This is a genomic window from Hyphomicrobium sp. (assembly GCF_020852195.1).
Lineage (GTDB): Bacteria > Pseudomonadota > Alphaproteobacteria > Rhizobiales > Hyphomicrobiaceae > Hyphomicrobium_C.
In genome coordinates this window covers 1-24,906 of record NZ_JADZBI010000144.1, presented here as the reverse complement: position 1 = coordinate 24,906, position 24,906 = coordinate 1, and the positions used below count along the sequence as shown (strand labels likewise).

Here is a 24,906-nt window from a genome sequence, read left to right as displayed (position 1 = left end):
GCGCGACCGGCGTCCTCCGCTCGGGACGAATGCACGAAAACTACGCTCCGGCATATGCAAATGCATGAACTTGGTGCGCCGATCACGGGATGACCCTGTGGGGAAAACGTGGTAGAGGGACTGCGGGGAAGGAATGTCGAGCGGCTCGCCTTGCGGTACGCCGTTCGGGGGGCCATCGAACCACAATCATCAAAAAGCCGAACGGCAATCGGAAGATTTCGCGCAGGGTAAGAGCGTAACCGCGGAGGTTCAAACGGATGCTGCCTCAGTTCCGCAAGCCGGAAAACGATAGCGTCATCAGGTCCCAGCCCCACATGCAGAACATCGCCACATCTCCGTCTCCGTCCACGCTAGGCCCTCGGCCCGCAGGTCCCTCGTTTCGTCCCGGTGGCCCGTCGGCGCCCTCGGTGATCGGTGTCGACCTCGTGATCCAGGGCAATCTCACCTCGAAGGGCGAGGTCCAGATCGAGGGCGAGGTCCAGGGCGACATCCATGCGACGCACGTGGTGATCGGCGAGCGTGCGCGCGTCACCGGTGGCGTGGTCGCTGAGGAATGCGTCATCCGCGGCCATTTGCTTGGCACCGTCCGCGGACGCCGCGTGCTGCTGCAGGGCTCGGCGCACGTCGAGGGCGACGTCTACCACCAGACCATGGCCATCGAGCAGGGTGCGTTCTTCGAGGGCAAGTCGCGCCGCACGGACGATCCGCTGGCCGGCCTCTCCCGGGCCGCGGCACCATCGGAGTCCGCCGCGGCGGCACCTGCACCGGCCGCCACCACCAGTCCGGCGACCCCGCCTCCGCTCTCCTGAGCGCGCGCCTTCGGGCGACAGGCAGAAGATTTTTTGCGCGTCCGGTCCAACGATCGGGCGCGCAATCGTTTCCGCGACTGGCCACCTTCCGATTTAAGTAAACTAAAGCCGTGCGGCCCTAGAAAAGCGCTAGCCCTCGTCCGCGTCGGGTTCGTTCGCCTCGCCCGTACCGATCACGCGCTCGATCTCGAAGCAGAGATCGCTGTGCACCTTCTGCACCGACCGGATCAGCTTGCCGCGCTTCTCCCAGGTCATGCGGTGCGCGCGCTCCTCGGACGCTTCGAGCTCGAGCATGCGCTGCGCCTGCAGCGCGATGTGCTCCAGGAGCTGCTTGCATCGGTCCGACGTGATGAACGCATAGAGCTCGGCCGTCTTCTCGTCGCGCTGATCGTTGCCCACGCGCAGCTCATGCGTCTCGATGACGTGGCGCCGGAGGATCTGCGCCAGCACCAGCACGCGCTGCGGATGGGCGACGATGACGCCGTCCTGGACGTGGATCTGCTGCGCGCCTTGCGGAAGCTTGTTGCAGGAGAGGATGGCGTGTTCCGCCCGCTCGGCGAGCTGATCCGCCCTGAGCTTGGTGACGAAATCGTTCTTCCAGGCGTTGCGGCTCTTCGAGTCGTAGACGATCTTGCCGCACACCTGCCCGTTGCGGACCACCTCGTGAATGACGTCCGCGCCCGAGAGACCCTTGGCGACGCGCCGGATGCGGTCGCCCTCGAACGCCTCGCGCAAAAGCTCGAACAGGTCGGCCTCGGGCCCTTCGCCGATCTCCTGCGCGGTCTTGTTTTCGATCTGCTTCTGCAGCAGAGCGAGCTTCTCCATGAGCTTCTGGCGCTCCTCGAAGGCCTTCGCCTGCTCGGCGAGCACGGCCACGGTCTTCTCCTGCTCGAGCAGCTCGCGCTGCTGGTTGAGCGTGGCCTCGGCGGCCTGCCGCGACGCCTCCGCGGCGAGCCGCGCCTCGTCGGCAGCCTTGAGGCGCGCCGTCACTTCGGCTTCTGCTGCCTCGAGGCGAGCCGCCATCGCCGCTTCCGCCGCGCGTTTGGCCTCCTCCTGCACCTTTGCGGCGAGATCCGCCTTCTCGCGCGCGAACTCCTCCTTGAGCCGCGCCGTCATGAGCGCATGCTGCTCGCGCTCCTTTTGGGCGATCCGATCACGGATGGCCGAGAACTTCTCGTGCGGGATGGACTGGTCGCACCAGGGACAGCGTTCCTCGGCCGTATGCGGATGAGCGTCGGCTGGCTCGGACGGGTTATCGAACACGGGAACCGCGTGCCGCTGCAGCAGGGACATGGCCTAGTCTCCGGAGTGGTTCATCGGGGACAAACCAAGCTAGATGATTCGCAGGAAAAGATGTTCTATTTTTGTTCTTGTTGTCCACAGCGGAAAACTTCAGCCTGTGGATAACTCGGCACTATGTAGACTTAATAGTTTGAATAAAAAGGAATTTTAGAAAAGAGAACAGAGGTGAGAACATTGTGAATAACCCTGCCGCTCAGGTCCGTGACGCGCCCGACGTCGAGACCGTGGTGATCGGCGCCGGCGTCGTCGGCCTAGCCATAGCGCGGAGCCTGGCGGCGGCGGGCCACGAGGTCGTCGTCCTCGAACGACACGGCGCCATCGGCCAGGAGACGAGCAGCCGCTCGAGCGAGGTCATCCACGCCGGCCTCTACTATCCGCCGGGCAGCCTCAAGGCGCGCCTGTGCGTCGAGGGACGCCGCATGCTCTATGCCTTCGCGCGCGAGAACGGTATCCCCCATGCCCGCTACGGCAAGCTTGTCGTGGCCACGGCCGAGGCCGAGCTGCCCCGTCTGGACGCCCTGGCCGCGACGGCGCGCGCCAACGGCGTGTCCGACATCGCCCGACTGAGCGCCGCCGATGTGCAGGCCCGCGAGCCGGATCTCGACTGCGTCGGGGCACTGCTGTCCCCGTCGACGGGCGTGATCGACAGCCATGCGCTGATGGTCGCGCTTGAGGGGCACATCCGCTCGGGTGCCGGTAGCATCGTGCTCAACGCTGACGTCGCGGATCTCCAGGCACGCGACGGCGCGCCGTTCGAGATCGCGACCGTCAGCGCCGGCGAGCGGACGACCCTCACGGCTCGCAACCTTGTCATCGCCGCCGGCCTCGGCGCGACGCGGCTCGGATCGATGTTGGTAGCGGACTCCCGCTACGAACCGCCGAAGACCTATCCCGCGCGCGGTCACTACTACGTGCTCGACGGCCCGACACCCTTCCGCCACCTCGTCTACCCGCTGCCCCGGGATGCCTGGCTTGGCATCCATCTGACCCTCGACATCGCCGGGCGTGCCCGGTTCGGCCCCGACCTCGAATGGCAGGTGGAGCCGAGCACAGTGTTCGACGAGGAGGACGGCGCGCGCCGCGCGCGCTTCGAGCGGGAGATCCGCCGCTACTGGCCGGGGCTGCCTGAAGGCCGGCTGTCGCCGGGCTATGTGGGCGTGCGGCCCAAGATCTACGCCAGCGGCGAGCCCGCCCGCGATTTCGCCATGCACGACGCGCGCGACCACGGCATAGCCCGCCTCGTCGCGCTGTACGGCATCGAGAGCCCCGGCCTCACCTCGTCGCTTGCCATCGGCGCGCACGTCGCCGCGCTGCTGCCGCGCTAGCGATCCGCCCAAACGAAAAGAGGGTGGCCGTGGGGCCACCCTCTCGATGTCGGAAACCGGAGCGCTATCAGGGCGACGGCGCCGGGGTCGGCGAGGGCTCCGGAGCCGGCACCGTAATGGTCGGGATCGGCTGCCCCTGCTCCTTGGCGACGTAGGTGAGGCCGCCGAAGATGATCAGGAACACGATCGCTGTCACGAGCGCATTGACGAAGCGGCTCGAGAACGACAGCAGGTTGCCGATCAGATCGATGACGAACACCACGGCCGCGGCGATCAACACCGGCTGGAGCCAAGCGAAGTCTGCGGGCAGGAACTCCACAGGGCTCGCAGGAACCTCGGTCCTCGCGACATACGTGAGCGCGCCGAAGATCACGGCGAACACGATAGCCGTGACCAAAGCGTTCACGAAACGGTTAGAGAAGGACAGCACGTTGCCGATCAAGCCTACGACGAAGACCACACCGGCGGCGATGAGCACGGGCTCAAGCCAAGCGTATTCGGTCGGTAAAAACATGGATATTCCCACAGTTTCGCGCCACCCGGATTCTGTTTTTGATGGCGCGTAATCCTTATACCAGGGGTCTGCCTTTGTCATGCCGGTTTCTAAATGCAGCCGTCATGAAGACGTTATGAACGTGCGCGATTTTCAAGCTTCGATTAGAGGATGGACGAGGCCCGCGACATCGCAAAGCAGAACAGCCAAAACACTGCACCGGCAAAGAAATATCCGGTGGCGGCGGTTTGCGGCGACGACCATTTGGCGTCCGCCTGCACGCTTTGCTCGACGATCCCGATCAGGTCGAAAAGTCCAATGATGAGTACAAGACTCGTGTCCTTGAACAGCGCGATGAATGAGTTGACGATGCCGGGAATCACCAGTCGGATCGCCTGCGGCAGAATGATGAGTCCGGTCTTGCGCCAGTAGCCGAGGCCGAGCGCGTCCGCCGCCTCGTACTGCCCGCGTGGGATGGCCTGCAGCCCGCCGCGGATCACCTCGGCGAGGTAGGCAGCGGAGAACAGCGCAACGCCGACCAGCGCCCGCACCAGCTTGTCGATGGTGACGTCCGGCGGCAGAAACAGCGGCAGCATGACGGACGCCATGAACAGCACGGTGACGAGCGGCACGCCGCGCACGAGCTCGATGTAGACGGTGGCGCTCCAGCGCACGAAGGGCAGCTCCGAGCGCCGCGCGAGCGCGAGCAGGATGCCGAGCGGGAACGAGGCGGCGATGCCGACGCTGGCGATGACGAGCGTCAGGAGCAGCCCGCCCCACAGATCCGTCACGATGATGTCGAGGCCAAGCATGCCGCCATAAAGCAGCACGAAAGCGATGAGCGGGAATACGGCGAGCATGTAGACGAGCAGCGCAAGCTTGTGCGGCACGCCCGGCATGAAGAGCGGCACCAGCCCCGCGAGCGCAAGCGCGTAGGTGAGGTGCACGCGCCAGAGCTCGGCCTCCGGATAGCGCCCGTAGAGGAAGAGCCCCATCTTATGCGTGATGAACGGCCAGCATGCGCCGGCATCGGGAACGCGGCAGGCCGACCCGTCGCTGCCGGTGAAGACGGCGCGCAGCAATGCCCAATCGATGAAGGCATAAGCGACGGCCGCCACGAGCCAGATGAGCACGAGGCTGACCAGCGATTGCCCGAGCGTCGGGAAGAGCGCATCGCGGAGGCGCTGCAAGGTGCGCTGCGTCCACGTTTCGTCTCCGCCGGCAACAGGGTTCATGTGCGCCATGCCCTCACCGCTCGGCCCAGGCGGTGCGGGCGTTGAACCAGTTCATGGTCAGCGCCGTCGCGAGGCTGATGGCGAGATAGACCGCCATCGTGATCAGGATCACCTCGACCGCCTGGCCGGTCTGGTTGAGCACGGTGCCCGAGAATACCGATACGAGGTCCGGATAGCCGATGGCCACCGCCAGCGACGAGTTCTTGGTGAGGTTCAAGTACTGGTTGGTGAGCGGCGGGATGATGATGCGCAGCGCCTGCGGTAGGATGACGAAGCGCAGCGCATGCCGCCGGCTGAGGCCGAGCGCCGCCGCCGCTTCCCGCTGGCCCTTTGGCACGCCGGCAAGACCTGCACGCACGATCTCGGCGATGAACGCGGCTGTATAGGTCGAAAGCCCGATCAGGAGCGCCAGGAACTCGGGCTCTATGGAAAGCCCGCCCTCGTGGTTGAATCGCTCGAGCACGGGATAGGCTACCGTCTTGCCGGCGATCATCAGCGCAAGCACCGGCAGCAGCACGACGAGCGCCCAGACGGCGAGCCGCACCGGATCGCGTTCGACGGTCTCCTCCTCCCGTGTCCGCTTGCCCGTCCGCCAGAGCCAGACCGCGCCGATCACCGACACCAGAAGCGCGAGGAGCAGCAGCGTGCCCCCGCTCTCGAGCGTGACGCGCGGCAGGTGCAGCCCGCGCTTGTCGACGAAGACGCCGGCGGGCAGCGCCAGCGCCTCTTGCGGCGCGGGGAGCGCGCGCAGCACCGCCACGTACCAGACGAGAAGCTGCAGCAGCAGCGGCACGTTGCGCACCACCTCCACGTAGGCGAGCGCGAGGCGCGAGGCGAGCCAGTTTGGCGAGCCGCGCGCGATGCCGAGCGTGAAGCCGAGCACCGTCGCCAGCACGATGCCGAGCACCGCGACCAGCAGCGTGTTCGTTAGCCCGACAAGGAACGCCTGTCCGTAGCTGCTCTTGCTCGTGTAGGGGACGAGCGACTGCGAGATGTCGAAGCCCGCCGTCCGCGCCAGAAAGCCGAACCCCGAGGCGATGTTCTGCTTCTGCAGGTTGGCGGCCGTGTTGAGCACGATCTCGACCGCGACGAGCACGAGCGCCAGCACGAGCAGCAATTGAAAGGCGACGGCGCGCACGTTCGGATCGTAGGCCGCATCGATCCAGGGCTTGCGCATGAGCCAGCGCTTGAACGCGTCTCCCATGGGCCGCCTCACCGCACCGGCGGGGCGTACATCAGCCCGCCGTCCTTCCACAGCGCGTTGCGACCGCGCGCGATCTTGAGTGGCGAGCCCTGCCCGAGGTTACGCTCGAAGCTCTCGCCATAGTTGCCGACGGCCTTCAGCACCGAGACCGCCCAGTCGCGATCGAGACCGATGCCCTTTCCGTAGTCGCCCTCCGTGCCGAGCAGCCGGCGGATCTCGGGGTTGGAGGACTCCCGGTCGGCCTCGACGCTCGCCTGCGTGACGCCGAGCTCCTCGGCGTTGATCAGCGCGAACAGCGTCCAGCGCACGATGTTGGACCAGACGGCATCGCCCTGGCGCACGGCCGGCCCCAGCGGCTCCTTCGAGATGAGGTCCGGCAGCACCTCATGCGCGTCGGGGTCGGGCAGCCGCGTGCGCTCGGCGATGAGCTGCGAGCTATCGGTCGTGAACGCGTCGCACCGTCCGCTGGCGTAGGCGCCGAGCACCTCGACCAGCCGTTCGTAGACGACGGGGCGGTAGGTGAGCCCGCGCGTGGCGAAGAAGTCGGCGAGGTTGAGCTCGTTCGTGGTGCCGCTCTGCACGCAGATGCTGGCACCCTTGAGCTCGTTGGCGGACTTGAGCCCGAGCGCGCGCCGCACCATGAACGCCTGCCCGTCGAAATAGAGGATGCCGGAGAAGTTGAGGCCGAGCGAGGTGTCGCGGCTCATGGTCCAGGTCGTGTTGCGCGAGAGGATGTCCACCTCGCGCGACTGCAGCGCCGTAAAGCGCTCCTTGGCGTTGAGCGGCACGAAGCGGACCTTGGTGCCGTCGCGGAAGATGGCGGCGGCCACCGCGCGGCAGAAATCGACGTCGATGCCGACCCAGTTGCCGCGGTCGTCCGGCGCCGCGAAGCCTGCGAGCCCGGTGTTGACGCCGCACACGAGCTGCCCACGCTTCTTCACGCTGTCGAGCGTCGGCGACTGCGCGGCGGCCGGAAGAACGCTCAGCACAGCAAGGACGGCGGAAATGGCGCAAACGATGGCCGCGCGCACGCTCGCAGTCCCTCCCCCCTTGTGGGGGAGGCTAGGAGGGGGGGATTCCAGAACGGTAGCCGTTGGGCTTCCCCCCACCACTGACCCCTCCCCACGTCGAGTCGAAGACTCGCCTTCGGCGAGATGGGGAGGGGGATCGATGCCGATGAGTCTCATAGCGCCCATCTCAGTGCCCGAGGATCTGGGAGAGGAACGCGCGCGTGCGCTCGTGCTTGGGCGCTTCGAACATCGCCTGCGGCGGCCCCTGCTCGACGATCTCGCCGCGGTCCATGAAGATCACGCGGTCTGCCACCGCGCGCGCGAAGCCCATCTCGTGCGTGACGACCAGCATGGTCATGCCCTGCTTGGCGAGTGCGATCATCACGTCGAGCACCTCCTTCACCATCTCGGGGTCGAGCGCGCTCGTCGGCTCGTCGAACAGCATGATGCGCGGGTTCATGGCGAGCGCGCGCGCGATGGCGACGCGCTGCTGTTGTCCGCCCGAGAGCTGCCCCGGAAACTTCTGCGCCTGATCGGCGATGCGCACGCGCTCGAGCAGCGCCATGGCCGCGCGCTCGGCCTCCGCGCGCTTGACGCCGCGCACCCATTGCGGCGCCAGCGTCAGGTTGTCGAGCACCGAGAGATGCGGAAACAGGTTGAAGCTCTGAAACACCATGCCGACCTCGGAGCGGATGGTCTCGAGCGTTCTGAGATCGCGCGTCAGCTCCGTGCCGTCGACGACGATGCGCCCGTCGTCATGCGTCTCGAGTCCGTTGAGGCAGCGGATCAGCGTCGACTTCCCGGAGCCGGACGGGCCGCAGATGACGATCTTCTCGCCCTCTTTGACGGTGAGCGAGATGTCGCGCAGCACATGGAAGTCGCCGAACCACTTCTGCACGCCTTCGAGCACCACTGCGGGTGCTCGGTCGGTCGATTTCCTTGCGGAGGGTTGCGGAGCAGCGTCGGTCATCGATCTCGGCGCGTTGCGTCTCGGTTTCCGTCTTATGCCCGAGAGTTGCCGCCCGGCTCAATGCTCCGATGGCAACTGCGCGCCATTGCCCCACTGGTAATGTCAGAGATCGCGGCCGAGGAACAGCAACTCGCGTTCGCCCATGTCGACGGCGCCGCGCTCCACGAAGCCGTTGGCGAGATAGAACCCGACGTTGCGCATGCCGCGTGCCGTCACGACATGCAAGCCGGGCTTTCCGGCTTCGCGCGCCATCTCGGCGAATCGGTCCACGAGCCGGGCACCGATGCCGCGTCCCCGCCAGCCCGCATCGAGATTGACGTGAAGCTGCGCCGGATAGCGCGCCGTGAGCGCGCCGAAATGCGCGAAATGGTCGAGATCGGCGAACAGCGGATCGTGGGCCGGATCCTCGAGGCTGCCCGCCACATAGCCGATCACATGACGCCCGCCGTCGAGCGCTACGAGGGCATACTCCGGAAAATGCAGGAGATAGCGGCCAAGCCACCGCTCGCGGAACGCCGCCCGCTCCTCCGTGCTGGCGAAGGACTGCCGGGCGGAGGACGAGAAGAAGACGTGATCCAGCTCTGCGCTCAGCCGCTCGTGCTCCGGATCCGACGCGAGCTGGTCCCAGCGGCAGAACTCGACATCCGGCATGGCACCGTCGCAGGAAGGGGAGCGCACAAAGATGGCGCGCGTTACTCGGCGGCCGCGCGCACCGCCTGCGGCGAGGCCGTGGCCAGCGCTGCCGCCGCCGCCGACCAATACCGCGCCTCGGTCTCCGCCGCGAGCCTTTCCTTACGGAAGGCGTCGATCCACTCCCAGACCAGCAGGGGATTGGTCTCGGCAAGCGCCGCGAGGTCCTCCGGGGACTTTGCGAGCACGGTGCTGGCAAGGCGCCGAAGCTGCGCGCCCTCGATGAGGTCGTGAGCCGGCGTGTACTCGGGCTCGCGGCTCGGGCAGCTTGTCCTGACTGGTGTGGTCGGCCGATGATGAAGCATGGCTGTCGCCTCCAATGCACGGACGACAGTAGCGTCGGCGACGCTCGGAAATTAGGCAGAGCCTACGCCTGTCCACAGCTTCCCCATGCTGCGGCGCAAGATTCTCTTGACTTCCACTTTTGTGCGTTGCCGTCGCGTGCGCTGTGCTTCGGCACGCCGTGCGCATCGCGGATTGATCGGCAACCCGAGGCGACGACGGACAAAATGCTCCGCAGCGCGCAATCCCGCGCGCCTGCGGAGCAGTGCACCAGATATCGATGCAACAGGTGGGCGGGACCTTATTCGCCGGCCGCCTTGGCCGGCCGCGCCGGCCGCCTCAGAAACGCCGGCACATTGCCGGCGAACGCGCCAACGGCGGCCTTCGCGGGCTCCGCATCCACAGGCCGGGGCCGCGGACGCGGCGCCTGCGATGCTGCTGCTGCGGGCCGCTCCTCGCGCTTGGTCGCCTGGGGCTCCGGTCTCGGTGCTTTCGGCTGCGGCTGAGCCTGCGTTCTTGCACCCTCGCGGCGTCCCTCGGAGCGCCGCTGCTCGCGGCCTTCCTCGCGCGCGCCCTTGCCGGGCCGGGCTTCGGCGGCATGCTCCGGTCGGCTGCTCGCGGCAGGCCGCTCGCCGCGACCGCGCGAACCGCTTTCGCGCTGTGCACCGGGGCGCGCCCCGCGCCCACGGCCCCTGCGGCGCTTGCCGGACTCCGCGAAGTCCTGCTCGGTCGGCGACTCGCCGATCCAGGCCACAGGCTCGCCGAGCATCTTCTCGATGTCCTTGAGCGATTTCAGCTCGTCCGGCGTGACGATCGACTGCGCGATGCCTTCCTTGCCCGCGCGTCCCGTGCGACCGATGCGGTGCACGTAGTCGTCCGACTGCCACGGCAGGTCGAAGTTGAACACGTGCGACACGTCCGGGATATCGAGTCCGCGCGCCGCCACATCGCTCGCGGCCAGCAGCGTGATGTCGCCGTTGCGGAACTTGTCGAGCGTTTCCATACGGCTCTTCTGGTCCATGTCGCCGTGCAAGGCCCCGGCGTTGAAGCCGTGCTTCAGGAGCGACTTGAGCAGGATCGCCACGTCCCGCTTGCGGTTGCAGAAGATGATGGCGTTCTTGACGTTGTCGCTGCGGATCATGTCGCGCAGCACCTCGCGCTTCACCCAATCCTCGCCGTCGGACACGAAGCGGAAGCTCTGCGTGATGGTCTTGGCCGTCGTCGCCGGCCGGGCCACCTCGACCCGCTCCGGGTCGCGCAGGAACTGGTTCACGAGCCGCGTGATCTCGGGCGGCATGGTGGCGGAGAAGAACAGCGTCTGCCGGCGCGGCGGCAAGAGGTTGCAGATCTTCTCGATGTCGGGAATGAAGCCCATGTCGAGCATGCGGTCCGCCTCGTCGATGACGAGGATCTCGACGCCCATCAGCATCAGCCGCCCGCGTTGGAAGTGGTCGAGCAGCCGCCCCGGTGTCGCGATGAGCACGTCGACGCCGCGGTCGAGCTTGCGTACCTGATCGTCCATCGACACGCCGCCGATGAGCAGCGCCACGTCGAGCTTGTGGTTGACGCCGTACTTCTCGAAGCTCTGCGCCACCTGGGCGGCAAGCTCGCGCGTCGGCGCCAGGATCAGCGAGCGCGGCATGCGTGCTCTGGCGCGTCCCGTCTCGAGCCGCGTGATCATCGGCAGCACGAACGAGGCGGTCTTGCCGGTTCCGGTCTGCGCGATGCCGAGCACATCGCGGCCTGTTACGGCGACCGGAATGGCTGCAGCCTGAATGGGTGTCGGATTCGTGTAGCCGGCCGCGGTGATCGCGGCCTGCACCTTCTGGCTGAGCCCCAGCTCAGCGAACGTCTTCGTTTCCAAAAAACCAAGTCTCCATCAACGATCTCTTAGGTCTTGCGCGCGCTTGCAGCCGGAAGGCGAACCCAAAAGGGTCTCCGGGCGCAGCTTCAAGACGACGAGAGCGCAGGGGAATGGCGATTGCCGCAAGCGGGCAAATACAGAATTGGGGGCTCGAAAAGGGACAAATGGAATCGTTGAGATCGAAGCCCCTGCGCCCGAGCCGACGCCGAGATCGCACACACCCCCTTAAAAATCAAGAAAAAACAGGGACTTTTCAGCGGCGTAAAAGTCGCACGTCGCAAAGAAACGGCCGCCCGGGTTGAGGCGGCCGCCGATTTGGGCGCAATTTCAAAGCCTTTCGAGGCGGATCGCGGTGATCCGCGAACGGCCTATTCGTCGAGCCAACGGTAGATCAAGGCCCCGACCACGGCGCCGGCAATGGGTGCCAGGATGAACACCCAGAGCTGCGTCAGCGCCTCTCCGCCCGCGAACACGGCTGGCCCGAGGCTCCGCGCCGGGTTGACTGACGTGTTCGAGACCGGGATCGACATCAGGTGGATCGCGGTCAGCGTGAGGCCGATCGCAAGCGGTCCGGAGCCCGCGGGTGCGCTGGCGCGCGTCGAGCCCAGGATGACGATCAGGAAGAACGCCGTCAGCACCACCTCGATGATGAGCACGCTCGTGAGGCTGGCGTTGATCATCGACAGGCTGCCGTAGCCGTTCGCGGCGTAGGTCGCGGGCGCATTGCCGATCGCCGCGAACACGGCGGTGACGGCGATGGCGCCGAGGCACTGGGCCACGATGTAGGGAACGGCGTCGCCGAGCTGGAAGCGTCCAGCAGCCACGAGGCCGAGTGTCACGGCCGGATTGTAATGGCCCCCCGAGATGTGCCCGATCGCCCGCGCGGTCGCAAAGACCGTGATGCCGATCGAGAGCGCGACGCCAATGATGCCGGCCGCGCCTGCCGGTGCTCCGAACGAGTAGAACGCGGCGCCGAGCACGGCACCAGTCAGCATGAACGTGCCGATGAACTCGGCAACGAGTGCCTTGATATTCATTTTGTTTGTCTCCCTGCGTCTTCCCCAAGCTGGCAGCACGCCGATGCCGCTCTTGGATGGCAGGTAGGTCGCCGCGCCTCCTTTCGGTTGCGAATCGTGCGGTGCCAGCGCCGCTTCATACCACGCCGGGCGCAGGGGTGCCTTCGCCGGCCTCAGGTTTTTCCGCATTGCTGAGGCCGCCGAGCCCTGACCAGTCGACCTTGAGCGTGGTGAACATGACGACGGTGAGCGCGGCGAATCCGAGCAGGGCGCCGGCCAGCAGCGCGTAGTCCTCGAGGCGCAGGATGAGATAGAGGAAGCCGTAGAGGAGCGCGAACAGCCCTGCCATGATCAGTCCGCGCTGCGCACTGCCAAGCGCCTTTGCGACATAGGTTGCAAGCATGCCGCCCGTCGCCGCGGACGCGATGACATAGGCCGTCGTGAAGCCGAAGTGCTCCGCGAGCGACAGCAGCAGCACGTAGAAGAACACCATCGCCAGGCCGACGAACAGATACTGCACGGGATGCACGCGCTTGTCCGAAAGCAGCTCGAGCACGAACACCCCCATGAAGCCCGTGGCGAGGAACAGGATGCCGTACTTCACCGCACGCATGACGAGATCGTAGAAATCGACCGGCTGATGGAAGGAGACGCCGAACTGATACGTGAGGAAGCGGTCTAGGCCCCCGTCCCCCAGGCTCCACGCCTGCGGGACGCTACGCGCGAGATGGGGCACGCGCCACTTGGCCGAGAAGCCGTCGGCCTTGATCGTGCGCTCGATCGGCAGGAACGCGCCGGAAAAGCTCGGGTGCGGCCAGTCGGATGTGAGCTCGACGCGTGTCTCGCGCGCCGCGGGTGCGAAGTTGAGCGACGAGGAGCCCGTGAAATGCAGGTCGGCATGGAACCGGAAGGCGCTCGGTGGGCTGTCGCCTGAAAGGGCGGAAGGCGCGGCCGAAAGCTTGGCATGGATGCCGCTCATGTTGCTGCCGGGAACGCCGACGCTGGGCGCGAACGGCAACGTCTCCTGTCCGTTGATGAGAACCGTTGCCGCCTCCTTGAGCCCCGCCACGTCGCTGAGCGCCAGCACGAACGTCGCGTCGCGCCAGCGCACCGAGATCGCGTTCGGATCCACCGCCGCGATGTCGGGCACGGCGAAGCTGCCGTCGATGGCCAGCGTCGCCGTGTACACGTTGACGTCGAAGATCGAGCGGTGCAGCACGCCGGACCTCCCGTCGCCGGCGACGTTGAGCTCCTCGGGCAGGAAGACGGCGCGGCGCTCCTGCATGCGCTGGATCACCTTGTCTCCCTCTTGCGTCTCGATGCGCACGCTGTAGGGCACCACCAGGAACGGACCGGTGAGCGCCTGCATGCCGCCCCAGGTGCGCGCCACGTCGCTCGTCACGCTGCGCGAGCGCCCTTCGCGTTCCGAGACCAGCGCCGCCACGATCAAGAGCGGAATGAGCAGGAGCAGGATCAGGAACGAGATCAGGAAGAACTTGAACGCCGGGCTGCGAGCCACCCGCCCTGCCGACTGAACTATGTCCGACATATGTGCTCCTTCGTCCGCTGTGCGCTTCGTCTCTCGAAGGCTCTGCGGGCGGATTTGAGGCAGAACGGACGATCCCGGCGGGCAGGCGCGTCATCGGCCGGTAAGTTCGGTCAGGCACCCGAATTCCGGAACTTGGCGGAAGTTTCCAGCACACCTTGCGGGTGCTTCCGTCGGATGGCCGCTCGTGGTACGTTGAACGGAGCAGCTCGCAAGTGGGTATCCCCACGCTGAGAGCGGCCGGAGAGCGACGGTCATGACGAAGCGCGCGATCAGGATTGCCTGGGTGGGCGTCGGCCTGTGCCTCACGGTCGGCGTGATCGCGGGCGTGCTCGCCCTGCTCGGCCCGCCGGACCAGCCGTGGAACCGGAGCCTGCGCGAGCTCTCGACGCTCATGGACGTGGCCGCGCTCCTATTCTGGATTGCTGTCTTCGCCATCTATTGGGCCAGGAAGCAGCGCCGCGGTGATTGAAGCCAAGGGCCACGTCGGATCGAAACGCGTCGCCCGCGGATGCGACGCATTGGCCGTTGCACCACGCGTGACACCGGTCGGTAATGCCTGCCTGCGGTCAGTCGGTCTTGAGGAGCCTCATGAGCCTCGAAGTCCTGCGTGCTTCGGGCCTCGGCAGGCCCAGAAGCCTGGATATCCTGCTCGTTCACGGCATTTTCGTCGGCGCCTGGGTGTGGGAGCCGCACGTCATGCCGTACCTGGCGGAGGCCGGCTACAACGTGCACGCGGTGAGCCTGCGCGGCCACGGAGGAAGCTGCGGACGCGACCGGCTGCACAGCCTCACCCTTTCCGACTACACCGCCGACCTCGAGGAGGTGGCGTCATCCATCCCCCGGCCTGTCGTGGCCGTCGGGCACTCGATGGGCGGCGCCGTGGTCCAGAACGCGATCCGGTCGGGCCTGAGCCTTGCAGGAGCCGCGTTGCTCATGTCCGTGCCGCCGGGCGGGCTGATGGCCGCGAACGTCGCCATGATGTGGTCGCAGCCGCGGCTCTGGCGCGAGCTGTCGGCCATGCTGGCTGCTGGCGTGCATGAGGCCGATAGCGAGGTGCTGCGCGAGGGCCTGTTCTCGAACCGCATCGACCCCGCGGCGTTCGCGCGCTTTGCCGCCCGCGCCGGCGGCGAGAGCGCGCTGATCGGCTTCGAGCTGCAGGGCCTGCGCCCCTTCGCGCCGCTGGCATGGCAGGCGCCGCCGATGCTGGTCATGGGCGCGACGGAGGACCGGTTCATCCGCCGGCAGGACATATGGGCAACCGCACTCTGGTACGGCGTGGGGGCGGAATGGCGGCCCGGCCTCTCGCACACCGTGATGCTCGATCCCGATTGGCGGATGGCAGCGGACGCACTTCTCCGCTGGCTCGACCCGCTCGAAGCCGGCATCGCGGCCACCCGCGGCACGCACGCTTTCCGATCCGAGGCGTAGCTCAACCGCCCCGCGCCGCCTCGACGGCGTCCGCGAGGTCGCTGTAGATGCGGCGGAGAAACGCGGCCTTGGGCGCACCCCCGCAGCGACGCGCGATAGTCACCTCGGCGTAATGGCGAGGATCGAGGTTCGGCCAGTTCTGGCGCTGCTGGTTGATCTGCGCCACGGCCGCCTCGGGCTCGCCGAGCTGAACGAGAATGGCGGCAAGCTGGTAGAACGAGTCCGGCGAGCGGAAGACCTGATCCGCGCGCCGCGCCGCATCGTGTGCTCGCTCGAGGTCGTTGTTGTTGAGGTAGACCCGGCTGATCCAGTACAGCGTCACCCAGCGGACCGGATTGTCGGGCGAGATCGCGGCGTCGAAGGTGGCGAGGTCGTCGATGACCGCCTGGGGCACCTCCGCGCAGGTGTAGGGAATGCCCTTCACGAGGAAGCGTGCGAGCACGTGGTGCGGGTCGAGCTCGAGCGTGCGCCGCGTTGCGTCGAGCGACTCCAGGGTGCGCCCCGCGTGCCAGTGGTGGATCGAGACATTGAACATCGCGTCGGGATCACCTGGCGCCAGCTCTATGGCCCGGCGCGCGTGCTCGAACGCGTGGCGGCGCGCCGCCTCCGTATCCGAGGGCGGATCAACGTTGGCGAGAAAGGCCAGCTTGTCGGCCAGAACGGAATGCGCCTGGCCGAGGTTCGGATCGATCTCGAGGGCACGGGTCGCGAGCGCGACGCGCTCCTTCTCCCAGGCGAGGTCGTTGCGCGCTTCGCCGGGCATCCAGGTCGACTGCATATAGAGCTGCCACGCCGTTGCCGACTGGGCCGGATACGCCGCCATCGCCCGCTTGGCGGCGCTGAAGAGCTGCGGGCGGATCTCGGCCGCGAGCGTCGTGACGAGCTCGCTCTGCAGGGCAAGCTCGTCCTTCGCGGGGCGGTCGTAGTCCTGCGCCCAAAGGTGTGCGCCCGTCGCGGCATCGATGAGCTGCACGTTGATGCGCATGCGCTCGCCGTCGTGCTGCAGGGCGCCTTCCAGGATATAGCGCACCCCGAGCTCCCGCCCGACGAGGCGCAGGTCGGTGGCTTCGCGATACTGGAACGCCGACGTGCGCGAGGCGAGCGAGATGGTTTTGACCCGCGCCAGCGCCGTTGTGAGCGCGTCGGTGAGGCCGTCGGCGAATCCGGCCTTGGAGGCGTCGTTCGACATGTTCGTGAAGGGCAGCACCGCGAGCGTGATGGCGTCCATGGCTGCGGGCGCGCCGCTCGCGATCGGCGCCGGCGGAACGGGCGTGCCGCGATCGGAGAACGATCGGATCGCAAGGAAGGCGAGCGCCGCGAGCGCGCATGCGGCAATTGCGAGCGCGAGCTGGGCGCGGCTGCCGTGGGTCCATCGGCCGAGCGTTTCGGATTGCGCCTCGATCGGGAGCGCGCTGGGTGCCTGGGCCGCGGCCACCCCGTCCCCGTCCGCTGCCGGCTCGGCCTGGCCGGTCGTGAGCGCGACGGCGTAGCCGCCCTTGGGGATCTCGATGCGGATCGGATCGTCCTGCCCGGCCGTGCGATAGTAGGTTTCGAGGAGCTTGCGCAGGCGCCCCGCCTGCACGCGCACGATGGGGTCCGTTGCCGGGTCGAACGCGGCCCCGCGCTCGAACACGTCGACCCCGATCGCATAGCCCTTGAGGCGGTCCGCATCGCCGGCCAGCGTCGCATCGACCAGATAGCGCAGGAGAGCCCGCATTTTAGGCGCCGAGGAGAACTCATCCGAGGCGAAAATCGCGTCGAGCTGACGTTCGATGGCGGCGCGCTCGGGAGCCATGTCACCAGATCCGATCGAAATCCTGCCTGGGGAAGCAGGCGTGCAACAGCTCGGCGGAAGGTAATCAACCGTCTGGCAAAGAACACTTTTCTCGCGCGGGTGCCGACGGCCGACGCCTGGATGTAACGGTAAGTAACGGTGTCATACTATCGGCCGTCGGATCTGTCGCCTAGCTTCCCGCACGGCTTCGCAGCGGGGTTCCGGGCGAAGGGCACTGTGGGCGACACCCCCATCGAGTCCCCCCGTGCCCTTCGCGACCGCGCGATAGGCGTCCCTCAAACACCCTGTTTCGGCACGTCCGCAAGGCTCCTTCCGAGCGATGCCGGCGCGTCCCGAGGGAAACCCCAATAATTCCATTGCGACTGGACGAGATCGGCCTTGGACATGCGCTATTATTTTCATTTGGAGAGCGAAACGAACATTCACCTCGACCACCGGGGCAGGGAGTTCGCGGATGCCGGAGGCGTAAAATCCTACGCCGTTGCGATGGCGCGCGAGCTGGCCAGGGAGGACAAGTGGTTGGGTTGGAAGCTGCGGGTGATCGACGCGCATAACACCGAGGTGATTTGCGTGCCGATCGTGGACGCAGTCCTCTCCGGCAGCTCATCCTAGACGACCGCCACCGCCGCGCCGCCGCCATAAGTGCCCACTCGAACCCGCCGAACCACCACCTGGACAATCGTACCTACACGGAGTTAATGTGCCTGCATACTTCAGGTATTTAACTTCGGGTGATTGTCATGTTCATGCTCGGGGGACAGAATTTTTACGGCAAGATCGATCGCGTTCCCGGCCTCTTCTACGTCGCGACGCAGTTCATTCACCTCTTCTACATCCCGCTCATTCCCATGGGGACGCACCTTGTCGTCGAGGATCAGAACGACATGGCCCTTCGCCGGGACGCTCCGTTGAGGTACCGCACCGCGAAGTCGATCGATTTCCTGGTCGGCGGCAACAGCTTCCGCAGCGCGAAGCTCGGCTTCAACCTGCGATCGCTGCTTTATGCCTGGGCCAACATCGCCCTCATCATTATCATCCTCAGGGACGGGTACTACCTCTGGGAGATGTGGGAGTACCCATCCCTGACCGAGGGAAGGGAAGCGTGGCCGACTATCGGTCAAATCCTCGCCTGCCTCGCGGCCCTGTGGGTTATCCGCTGGTCCTCCTATGCGAGCGAGAGGCGTGCCGTTGAGCTGGGACGCCGGCTCGGCTTCGACGACGCGACCGTCCTGAATCACGTCCACAGCGGACGCTGAGGCGCACGCCGTCATCGCGGCAGGATCTCGGACAGGATCGGCCAGACAAAGCCGACGACCGAGATCACGCATTGCAGCGCGCCGGCACCGGGAGACGTGAGCGTGCGCACCACGGTTCCGACAAGGCTGGCGCCCTCTTTCGGCTCTGCGGGCGGCGGCGAGCGGTCGGCAGGGCTTTCGCCAGGCCCGGGCGGTGGGCGCTGTGTGAGATAGTTGGTGACGAGCCCGCTGATGCCGATGGCCAAACTGGCGGCCATCAGCGTCTGCCGCGGCGACCAGGACGTCATTTGAGACACCCCGCCCCATCCGAGATCGCGGCTGATGCTCTCGGTCAGTGCGAACCACGCCAAGACGAGGAAAGTGATCACGCACACAGCGACGATCGCGGCCATATCGTCGGAATATCGGGCGATAACGAAATTGATGAGGGCGATCAGGCCGCCCACGGCTGAGACGACCGCTGCAAGGACGATCAGGGTGGTAAGCGTATGCACGGGAAGACCTCGCTTGAGCACACTCGGGTGGCACGGCAAGCGGGGCAATATAACATCATCAGACGACGGCCCGTAGAGCCGCGCCTCGTGATACGGTGCGTTTCGAAGAAGTGTTCGAGCTTGGAGACCTTTCAATGAGCACGGCATCGGAGGCGGCCTGTCGGGTCGTACGCGCAGCCGACACCTACGACGGCAAGCAGGGCTTGACCTACTTCTGCGGCATTGCCGCCGAGACCGTCGGATCGAAGCATATCTGCATGCACCTGCTCACCATCCCGCCGGGCGCCCGAGCCAAGGCGCATCTGCACGAGAGCCACGAGACGGCGATCTACATCCTGGAAGGCGAGGCGATCACGCTTCACGGCGACCGCCTCCAGCACCAAACCGTCACCAGGGCGGGCGATCTGGTCTACATCCCCGCCGGCGTGCCGCATCTCCCGATCAACGTGAGCGGCAAGCCGGTATCCGCCGTCATCGCGCGCACAGACCCCAACGAGCAGGAGAGCGTGGTGCTGCTTCCGGAGTTGGAAGCCTTGGCGGACGAGGCCATCGCCCGTTTGATGTCCGAGACAAAGGCTCCGGCGCGCGCGACCTAGCTCCTCAGATATCGAGATCCTTCGCGAACGCGGCGCGCTCCTGGATGAAGCGGAAGCGCGCCTCGGGCTTGGAGCCCATCAGCGCGTTGACGGCATCCGCGATGAGGCTCCGGTCGTCATCGCCGATCTCGACCCGGAGCAGCGTGCGCCGCTTGGGGTCCATCGTCGTCTCCTTGAGCTGCTGGGCGTTCATCTCGCCCAGGCCCTTGAAGCGGCTGATCTCGACCTTGGCATTGTGCGCGAACTCGCTCTTGAGCAGCGCATCCCTCTGCTCCTCCGTCGTCGCATAGAAGGACTTGGCGCCGTGCGTGAGTTTGTACAGCGGCGGAACGGCCAGGAAGAGATGCCCGTTCTCGATCAGCTCCGGCATCTCCTGGTAGAAGAAGGTGATGAGCAGCGACGCGATGTGCGCCCCGTCCACGTCTGCGTCCGTCATGACGATCACGCGCTCGTAGCGCAGGTCGTCATCGCGGTACTTCGAGCCCGTGCCGACGCCGAGCGCCTGGATGAGATCCGAGAGCAACTGGTTCTGCGACAGCTTCGCCGATGAGGCGTTGGCGACGTTGAGGATCTTCCCGCGCAGCGGCAGGATGGCTTGCGTCTCGCGGTCGCGCGCGCTCTTGGCCGAGCCGCCGGCCGAGTCGCCCTCGACGATGAAGATCTCGGTGCCGCCCGCCTGCTGGATCGAGCAGTCGGCGAGCTTGCCGGGAAGGCGCAGCTTGCGCGTTGCGGACTGGCGGCCGATCTCCTTCTCGCGCCGGCGCTTCAAGCGCTCCTCGGCCTGATCGATCGACCATTCGAGAAGCCGCGTCGCCTGCTGTGGGCTGTCTGTCAGCCAATGGTCGAAGGCGTCCTTAACGGCCGATTCGACGATCCGCTGTGCCTCCTGCGTGGCGAGCTTGTCCTTGGTCTGCCCCTGGAACTCGGGCTCGCGGATGAAGACGGACAGCATCGCCGCCGCCGTGCCCATCACGTCCTCGGCGGTGATCTGCGCCGCCTTGCGGTTGCCGACGCGCTCGCCGAACTCGCGCAGGCTCTTGGAGAGCGCGGAGCGGAAGCCGTTCTCGTGCGTGCCGCCCTCGGCAGTGGGGATCGTGTTGCAGTAGGAGCGGCAGAAGCCGTCCGCATCCGCGACCCACGCCACCGCCCACTCGACCGAGCCGTGCTTGCCCTCGCGCTCGACGTTGCCGGCGAAGATGTCCTTCGAGACCAGCGTCTGCCCGGTGATCTCCGAGGCCAGGTAGTCCTTGAGCCCGCCGGGGAAGTGAAACACGGCCTCGGCCGGCGTGTCGTCCTTGATCAGCGAGGCATCGCAGCTCCAGCGGATCTCGACGCCGCCGAACAGATACGCCTTGGAGCGCGCCATCTTGAACAGCCGCGCCGGCTTGAAGTGCGCCCCCTTGCCGAAGATGGCCTCGTCGGGGTGGAAGCGAACTTTCGTGCCGCGCCGGTTCATGACCGGCCCGAGCTTCTCGAGCTTCCCCTGCGGCACGCCGCGCGAGAACGTCATGCGGGAGAGCTGCTGGCCGCGCGCCACCTCGACCTCGCACACGTCGGAGAGTGCATTGACCACCGACACGCCGACGCCGTGCAGGCCGCCGGAGGTGTTGTACGCCTTGCCCTCGAACTTGCCGCCGGCGTGCAGCGTGCACATGATGACTTCGAGCGCGCTCTTGTTCTTGAACTTGGGGTGCGGATCGACCGGGATGCCGCGTCCGTTGTCGGTCACCGACAGGTAGCCGTCGGCGTCGAGGCGCACGTCGATCCAGTCGGCGTGTCCCGCCACCGCCTCGTCCATGGAGTTGTCGATGACCTCGGCGAAGAGGTGGTGCAGCGCCTTCTCGTCCGTGCCGCCGATATACATGCCGGGGCGCCGGCGCACGGGCTCGAGGCCTTCGAGGACCTCGATGTCGGCAGCCGTATAGGCTTCGGACGCATCGCTGATCTTGCGGGCGCGGTTGGTCTTGTCGCTCATGCTCTGTGTCAGGCTCGAGAAGAGATCACGGAACGAGTGGGCCATGCGTCGTCACCTCGTGCCTTGGAAGGCGTGGCCCCGCGGCGCAACGCAAGACGGACTCGGGGCCCGAATCTCTGGGTTGTCGTGTCGGCCGAGAGGTGGCACGGCCGGCCGTGGGTTGGCAAGACCGGAGCATTTTTCCACGTCATGGCGGAGCCATGCGCGTGCCCCGAGCGCATCGGTTCATCCCCGAAAATATGGTCCCGGGTGCCAAGCCGCCACAGGCAAGGACGATTTCCGCCCCCCGGCGCCCGGTGACTTGGTGCGACACTGGGGAGCCGCCGTCCCGCTGCAGGCCCGTCACCACAATGCCGGAGTTCGGTCACCGCGCGCCCGCAGAGGCGCCGCAGACAAGGACTATCAGACGACGTTGTTTCAAAAGTTTTATCCAGGAGATTTGACGCATGACCGATCGATCTCTGATTGCCCCCTTTCTCGCCTCGATCTTTGCACTGCTGGTCGCCCTCCCTGCGCTCGGCGCTCCCCCGGCAAGCGAGGCACGCCGGGTCGCCGACCCGATCACCCACGAGAATCTCGCGATCTACTTCATCAAAGGCCGGTCGGAGACCGGCCCCGTTCCCCTGACGCTGGACGAGGCGCTGGAGAAGGGTGGCGTCAAGGTGCACGAGACGCAGCAGGTGAGCGAGCTCGAGATCGAGAACACCGGCGAGGAGGCGGTGCTCGTGCACGCCGGCGACATCGTCAAGGGCGGCCAGCAGGATCGCGTCCTGACGGTGACGATCCTCGTGCCGCCGAAGTCCGGCCGCGTGCCGATCTCCTCCTACTGCGTGGAGCGCGGGCGCTGGTCGGCGCGCGGCAACGAGGAGGTGGCGACCTTTGCCAGCTCGAAAACCTTCATGCCGTCCCTCGAAGGCAAGCGCGCCATGCGCATCGCGCAGAAGACCGAGGTCGCGGCCGCGAGTGCGCCGGTCGTAACGGGATCCGTGGACGAGCAGAGCGCAAGCCTGCCGGTGCAGACGCTCGACGCGGACAGGTTGAACAATAGGGGAAACACCCTGCCGCACGCCGGACAGCCCGTCGCCCCCGACGCCCAGGGCGAGGTCTGGCGCAATGTCGCGCGCATGCAGAGCGCACTCGGCGCCAATCTCGACTCGGAAGTAGCCGCGGCCGCATCGCCGACAAGCCTGCAGCTTGCGCTCGAGAACGAGAAGCTCGCCAAGGCGCAGGCGGCCTACGTCGACGCCCTGAAGCCGCGCGGCGAGAGCGAGGGCGAGGTCATTGGCCTCGTGATCGCGGTCAACGGCGAGCTGAAGAGTGCCGACATCTACCCCTCGAACGCTCTGTTCAGGAAGTTCTGGACCAAGCACCTGAACGCCGCGGCGACGGAAGCGATCGCACGGCGCGACGACACGAAGGCCGCCGAGCCCGCCAAGGCGGATGTGGAGGCCTTCCTGAAGGATGCCGAGACCGGCAAGAAGCACGAGCAGGCGCTCAACGACGCCTTGAGCCTCGAGGTCACCGACGGCGAGAAGACCGAGGCGTTCGCGTCGCGCATGAAGGGCGGCGCGCTGCTGCACATGAACCTGTTGAAGAAGTGAGTGCGAGGACCAGGAAAGCCCCGGTCCCGAGCCGCTCATCCATGGAAACTAAGGCAAATGCGGGATTGTGCCGGGCGGCGCAGTCCCGTTTTCCCTGTGTCGACACAGCTCCGTGCGCCGAAACGTCGCCAAAGCTGCTTTTTTGTGATCCGCACGAGGCTCGGCTCTGGTATCAGCCTGACTGAAACCGGGAACCTCCCGCCGAGAATGGACGCTTCCAAGCGATGCAAAAACAACAAGAAGGCGCGCCGACGCCTCGCGCCACATGGTTCGCCGCGCTTGCCGACGAGCCGCGGTTCCTGATGCTGCTGCCCGGCCTGTTCTGGGCCGGCAATGCCATCGTCGCGCGCTCCATCGCCGACGAGATTCCGCCGATCGCGCTCGCCTTCTGGCGCTGGACGGTCGCGGCCGTCCTGATCGCGCCGCTCGCCTGGCCGCATCTGCGCCGCGACGCCGCCGTCATGGTGCGGCAGTGGCCGACCATGCTGCTGTTGAGCGCGCTCGGCATCAGCATCTTCAACACGCTGCTCTACATCGGCGCCCACTCGACGACGGCCATCAACCTCGTGATGCTGCAGACCACGATGCCGATCGTGGTCGTGATCGCCACCTTCCTGATCTTCCGCGAGACGCTGACGGGCCGTCAGGCCGCGGGCATCGCCCTCTCGCTCGCCGGTGCGCTAACGCTCATCTCGCACGGCGATCCGGCGATCCTGCTCGGCCTCGATTTCAACCGCGGCGATCTCTGGATGCTGGCGGCCATCGTGACCTACGCAGTCTATACGGCGCTCTTGCGCCTGCGCCCGGCCGTGCACGGCCTGAGCTTCGCCTTTGCCACCTTCGCGATCGGCGCCACCCTGCTGCTGCCGTTCTACATCGGCGAGACTCTGCTCGTGCGCCCGCTGCCCATCTCGACGGTCTCGATCCTCGCCATCGGCTACGTCGCCATCTTCGCCTCGATCCTGTCCTACCTGGCCTTCAACCGCGTCGTCGCGCTTCTCGGCGCCAATACGGCGGGGCTGATCGTGCATCTCGTGCCGGTGTTCGGCACCATCCTCGCCGTTCTGTTGCTCGGCGAGCGCCTGCACGCCTACAACCTCGCCGGCATCGCCTTGATCGCCCTCGGTATCTGGCTCGCCACCCGCAGGCCGGCGTCGGGCTAAGGGTTCAGAACCCCACGTTGTCGATCAGCCGCGTGGAGCCGAGCCAGGCGGCGCCGAGCACGCGTCCCGGCCGCCCCGCGGCGGGATCGAACGGCGCCAGCGTCTCGGCGTCGCGGACCTCGAGGTAATCGACCTTCGTGAAGCCCGCGACCAGAAGGGCGTCCGCCGCCTCCCGCGGATCGCGCCCGCGCGCCACCTCCGACAGCGCCTTGTGTAGCATCGGCGCGATGTAGCGGTCATTCTCGGAGAGGTACGCGTTGCGCGAGGAGAGCGCGAGCCCGTCATCCTCACGTACCGTCGGCACGCCGTGGATGGCGACCGGCAGTGCCAGATCGCGCACCATCTGTCGGATCACCGCGAGCTGCTGGTAGTCCTTCTCGCCGAAGAGGGCGATGTCCGGCATGGCCGAGAGCAGCAGCTTGCACACCACCGTCGCCACGCCGCCGAAATGGTGCGGCCGGAAGGCGCCCTCGAGGGGCAGCGCCGCGCCCTCGGGCACGATCCGCGTCGCAAAGCCATCCGGATAGATCTCAGATACTGCCGGCGCCCAGACGAGATGCGCGCCCGCCCCCGCGAGCTTGGCCACGTCGCCCGCCTCGTCGCGCGGATAGCGTGCGAGGTCCTCGTGCGGCGCGAACTGCGTCGGGTTGACGAAGATCGACACCACCACCCGGTCCGCAGACGCGAGCCCCGCGCCGACGAGCGAGATATGTCCCGCGTGCAGGGCCCCCATGGTGGGCACCAGCGCGATCGATTGCCCGGCCCCGCGCCACTGCGCGACCTCGGCCCGCAAGTGATTGATTGTGCGGACTAACTCCACGTGTTTGCCTTCTTTCCGTTTCGTGCCCG

Annotated in this window: 24 protein-coding genes; 9 read left to right on the top strand and 15 right to left on the bottom strand. The window is 66.7% G+C overall.

Annotation, left to right across the window (positions count from 1 at the left end):
- Positions 1-407: 407 nt before the first annotated feature.
- Complete coding sequence (locus IT540_RS12235; RefSeq protein ID WP_291177980.1) at positions 408-809, top strand: polymer-forming cytoskeletal protein; 402 nt, start codon at positions 408-410, stop codon at positions 807-809.
- A 129-nt stretch (positions 810-938) separates the two neighbouring features.
- Here IT540_RS12235 and IT540_RS12230 read toward each other — a convergent pair whose 3' ends face one another.
- A complete protein-coding gene (locus IT540_RS12230; RefSeq protein WP_291177976.1) occupies positions 939-2,102 on the bottom strand; it encodes a DUF2130 domain-containing protein in 1,164 nt (387 codons plus the stop codon).
- Positions 2,103-2,287: 185 nt separating this feature from the next.
- Between IT540_RS12230 and IT540_RS12225 the strand changes: the two genes are divergently transcribed.
- Complete coding sequence (locus IT540_RS12225; protein WP_291177972.1) at positions 2,288-3,436, top strand: NAD(P)/FAD-dependent oxidoreductase; 1,149 nt, start codon at positions 2,288-2,290, stop codon at positions 3,434-3,436.
- A gap of 67 nt (positions 3,437-3,503) precedes the next feature.
- Here the strand turns inward: IT540_RS12225 and IT540_RS12220 are convergent, their stop codons facing one another.
- The 10 genes from IT540_RS12220 to creD all read right to left on the bottom strand — a co-directional run bounded on the left by IT540_RS12220 (position 3,504) and on the right by creD (position 13,749).
- Positions 3,504-3,950, bottom strand: a complete 447-nt coding sequence (locus IT540_RS12220) for a hypothetical protein (RefSeq protein WP_291177969.1) — start codon at positions 3,948-3,950, stop codon at positions 3,504-3,506.
- Between the two features lie 143 nt (positions 3,951-4,093).
- Positions 4,094-5,164 carry an amino acid ABC transporter permease gene (locus tag IT540_RS12215; RefSeq protein ID WP_291177966.1) on the bottom strand — a complete coding sequence of 357 codons (1,071 nt, stop codon included), beginning with the start codon at positions 5,162-5,164 and terminating at the stop codon, positions 4,094-4,096.
- A 13-nt stretch (positions 5,165-5,177) separates the two neighbouring features.
- Positions 5,178-6,368 carry an ABC transporter permease subunit gene (locus IT540_RS12210; RefSeq protein WP_291177962.1) on the bottom strand — a complete coding sequence of 397 codons (1,191 nt, stop codon included), beginning with the start codon at positions 6,366-6,368 and terminating at the stop codon, positions 5,178-5,180.
- A gap of 8 nt (positions 6,369-6,376) precedes the next feature.
- Entirely contained in the window at positions 6,377-7,399 is a 1,023-nt protein-coding gene (locus IT540_RS12205) for an amino acid ABC transporter substrate-binding protein (protein WP_291177958.1), read from the bottom strand.
- A 166-nt stretch (positions 7,400-7,565) separates the two neighbouring features.
- Positions 7,566-8,348 (bottom strand): amino acid ABC transporter ATP-binding protein, encoded by a 783-nt coding sequence (locus tag IT540_RS12200; RefSeq protein WP_291177954.1) that lies wholly within the window; start codon positions 8,346-8,348, stop codon positions 7,566-7,568.
- Between the two features lie 102 nt (positions 8,349-8,450).
- A complete protein-coding gene (locus IT540_RS12195) occupies positions 8,451-8,999 on the bottom strand; it encodes a GNAT family N-acetyltransferase (RefSeq protein WP_291177950.1) in 549 nt (182 codons plus the stop codon).
- A 41-nt stretch (positions 9,000-9,040) separates the two neighbouring features.
- Entirely contained in the window at positions 9,041-9,343 is a 303-nt protein-coding gene (locus IT540_RS12190; protein WP_291177946.1) for a hypothetical protein, read from the bottom strand.
- A 278-nt stretch (positions 9,344-9,621) separates the two neighbouring features.
- The gene (locus IT540_RS12185) at positions 9,622-11,184 is read right to left on the bottom strand and encodes a DEAD/DEAH box helicase (protein WP_291177942.1); all 1,563 of its coding nucleotides are present in this window, start codon (positions 11,182-11,184) and stop codon (positions 9,622-9,624) included.
- A gap of 368 nt (positions 11,185-11,552) precedes the next feature.
- Positions 11,553-12,221: an aquaporin gene (locus IT540_RS12180; protein ID WP_291177939.1), complete on the bottom strand. Its 669-nt coding sequence runs from the start codon at positions 12,219-12,221 to the stop codon at positions 11,553-11,555.
- Positions 12,222-12,336: 115 nt separating this feature from the next.
- The gene (creD, locus tag IT540_RS12175) at positions 12,337-13,749 is read right to left on the bottom strand and encodes a cell envelope integrity protein CreD (RefSeq protein ID WP_291177935.1); all 1,413 of its coding nucleotides are present in this window, start codon (positions 13,747-13,749) and stop codon (positions 12,337-12,339) included.
- A gap of 253 nt (positions 13,750-14,002) precedes the next feature.
- On the opposite strand from creD, the gene IT540_RS12170 reads away from it, so the two are divergent.
- Both IT540_RS12170 and IT540_RS12165 read left to right on the top strand, forming a co-directional pair.
- Entirely contained in the window at positions 14,003-14,218 is a 216-nt protein-coding gene (locus IT540_RS12170; RefSeq protein WP_291177932.1) for a hypothetical protein, read from the top strand.
- Between the two features lie 119 nt (positions 14,219-14,337).
- Entirely contained in the window at positions 14,338-15,177 is an 840-nt protein-coding gene (locus IT540_RS12165) for an alpha/beta fold hydrolase (RefSeq protein WP_291177929.1), read from the top strand.
- 1 nt (position 15,178) lies between these two features.
- Here the strand turns inward: IT540_RS12165 and IT540_RS12160 are convergent, their stop codons facing one another.
- Positions 15,179-16,972: a hypothetical protein gene (locus IT540_RS12160; RefSeq protein ID WP_291177925.1), complete on the bottom strand. Its 1,794-nt coding sequence runs from the start codon at positions 16,970-16,972 to the stop codon at positions 15,179-15,181.
- 378 nt (positions 16,973-17,350) lie between these two features.
- Between IT540_RS12160 and IT540_RS12155 the strand changes: the two genes are divergently transcribed.
- Together IT540_RS12155 and IT540_RS12150 are read left to right on the top strand one after the other, a co-directional pair.
- Positions 17,351-17,584: a hypothetical protein gene (locus IT540_RS12155; RefSeq protein WP_291177922.1), complete on the top strand. Its 234-nt coding sequence runs from the start codon at positions 17,351-17,353 to the stop codon at positions 17,582-17,584.
- Between the two features lie 128 nt (positions 17,585-17,712).
- On the top strand, positions 17,713-18,228 hold the full coding sequence (locus IT540_RS12150) for a hypothetical protein (RefSeq protein ID WP_291177919.1): 516 nt from the start codon (positions 17,713-17,715) through the stop codon (positions 18,226-18,228).
- A gap of 11 nt (positions 18,229-18,239) precedes the next feature.
- Here the strand turns inward: IT540_RS12150 and IT540_RS12145 are convergent, their stop codons facing one another.
- Positions 18,240-18,722 carry a hypothetical protein gene (locus tag IT540_RS12145; protein ID WP_291177916.1) on the bottom strand — a complete coding sequence of 161 codons (483 nt, stop codon included), beginning with the start codon at positions 18,720-18,722 and terminating at the stop codon, positions 18,240-18,242.
- A 134-nt stretch (positions 18,723-18,856) separates the two neighbouring features.
- Here IT540_RS12145 and IT540_RS12140 point away from each other — a divergent pair, with 134 nt between their 5' ends.
- Positions 18,857-19,318 (top strand): cupin domain-containing protein, encoded by a 462-nt coding sequence (locus IT540_RS12140; RefSeq protein WP_291177913.1) that lies wholly within the window; start codon positions 18,857-18,859, stop codon positions 19,316-19,318.
- A 4-nt stretch (positions 19,319-19,322) separates the two neighbouring features.
- Here the strand turns inward: IT540_RS12140 and parE are convergent, their stop codons facing one another.
- Complete coding sequence (gene parE, locus IT540_RS12135; protein ID WP_291178028.1) at positions 19,323-21,293, bottom strand: DNA topoisomerase IV subunit B; 1,971 nt, start codon at positions 21,291-21,293, stop codon at positions 19,323-19,325.
- A gap of 446 nt (positions 21,294-21,739) precedes the next feature.
- Here parE and IT540_RS12130 point away from each other — a divergent pair, with 446 nt between their 5' ends.
- A complete protein-coding gene (locus IT540_RS12130; RefSeq protein ID WP_291177911.1) occupies positions 21,740-22,894 on the top strand; it encodes a DUF6569 family protein in 1,155 nt (384 codons plus the stop codon).
- A 224-nt stretch (positions 22,895-23,118) separates the two neighbouring features.
- Complete coding sequence (locus IT540_RS12125; RefSeq protein WP_291177908.1) at positions 23,119-24,057, top strand: DMT family transporter; 939 nt, start codon at positions 23,119-23,121, stop codon at positions 24,055-24,057.
- Positions 24,058-24,061: 4 nt separating this feature from the next.
- Here IT540_RS12125 and panC read toward each other — a convergent pair whose 3' ends face one another.
- Positions 24,062-24,850 (bottom strand): pantoate--beta-alanine ligase, encoded by a 789-nt coding sequence (gene panC, locus IT540_RS12120; protein WP_291178025.1) that lies wholly within the window; start codon positions 24,848-24,850, stop codon positions 24,062-24,064.
- Positions 24,851-24,906 lie beyond the last annotated feature (56 nt).

Excerpts from the sequence above, each read along its gene's own strand:
- IT540_RS12230 (WP_291177976.1), bottom strand. The coding sequence starts at position 2,102 with ATGTCCCTGCTGCAGCGGCACGCGGTTCCCGTGTTCGATAACCCGTCC.
- IT540_RS12220 (WP_291177969.1), bottom strand. The coding sequence starts at position 3,950 with ATGTTTTTACCGACCGAATACGCTTGGCTTGAGCCCGTGCTCATCGCC.
- IT540_RS12215 (WP_291177966.1), bottom strand. The coding sequence starts at position 5,164 with ATGAACCCTGTTGCCGGCGGAGACGAAACGTGGACGCAGCGCACCTTG.
- IT540_RS12210 (WP_291177962.1), bottom strand. The coding sequence starts at position 6,368 with ATGGGAGACGCGTTCAAGCGCTGGCTCATGCGCAAGCCCTGGATCGAT.
- IT540_RS12200 (WP_291177954.1), bottom strand. The coding sequence starts at position 8,348 with ATGACCGACGCTGCTCCGCAACCCTCCGCAAGGAAATCGACCGACCGA.
- IT540_RS12195 (WP_291177950.1), bottom strand. The coding sequence starts at position 8,999 with ATGCCGGATGTCGAGTTCTGCCGCTGGGACCAGCTCGCGTCGGATCCG.
- IT540_RS12190 (WP_291177946.1), bottom strand. The coding sequence starts at position 9,343 with ATGCTTCATCATCGGCCGACCACACCAGTCAGGACAAGCTGCCCGAGC.
- IT540_RS12180 (WP_291177939.1), bottom strand. The coding sequence starts at position 12,221 with ATGAATATCAAGGCACTCGTTGCCGAGTTCATCGGCACGTTCATGCTG.
- creD (WP_291177935.1), bottom strand. The coding sequence starts at position 13,749 with ATGTCGGACATAGTTCAGTCGGCAGGGCGGGTGGCTCGCAGCCCGGCG.
- IT540_RS12170 (WP_291177932.1), top strand. The coding sequence starts at position 14,003 with ATGACGAAGCGCGCGATCAGGATTGCCTGGGTGGGCGTCGGCCTGTGC.
- IT540_RS12165 (WP_291177929.1), top strand. The coding sequence starts at position 14,338 with ATGAGCCTCGAAGTCCTGCGTGCTTCGGGCCTCGGCAGGCCCAGAAGC.
- IT540_RS12160 (WP_291177925.1), bottom strand. The coding sequence starts at position 16,972 with ATGGCTCCCGAGCGCGCCGCCATCGAACGTCAGCTCGACGCGATTTTC.
- IT540_RS12150 (WP_291177919.1), top strand. The coding sequence starts at position 17,713 with ATGTTCATGCTCGGGGGACAGAATTTTTACGGCAAGATCGATCGCGTT.
- IT540_RS12140 (WP_291177913.1), top strand. The coding sequence starts at position 18,857 with ATGAGCACGGCATCGGAGGCGGCCTGTCGGGTCGTACGCGCAGCCGAC.
- parE (WP_291178028.1), bottom strand. The coding sequence starts at position 21,293 with ATGAGCGACAAGACCAACCGCGCCCGCAAGATCAGCGATGCGTCCGAA.
- IT540_RS12130 (WP_291177911.1), top strand. The coding sequence starts at position 21,740 with ATGACCGATCGATCTCTGATTGCCCCCTTTCTCGCCTCGATCTTTGCA.
- IT540_RS12125 (WP_291177908.1), top strand. The coding sequence starts at position 23,119 with ATGCAAAAACAACAAGAAGGCGCGCCGACGCCTCGCGCCACATGGTTC.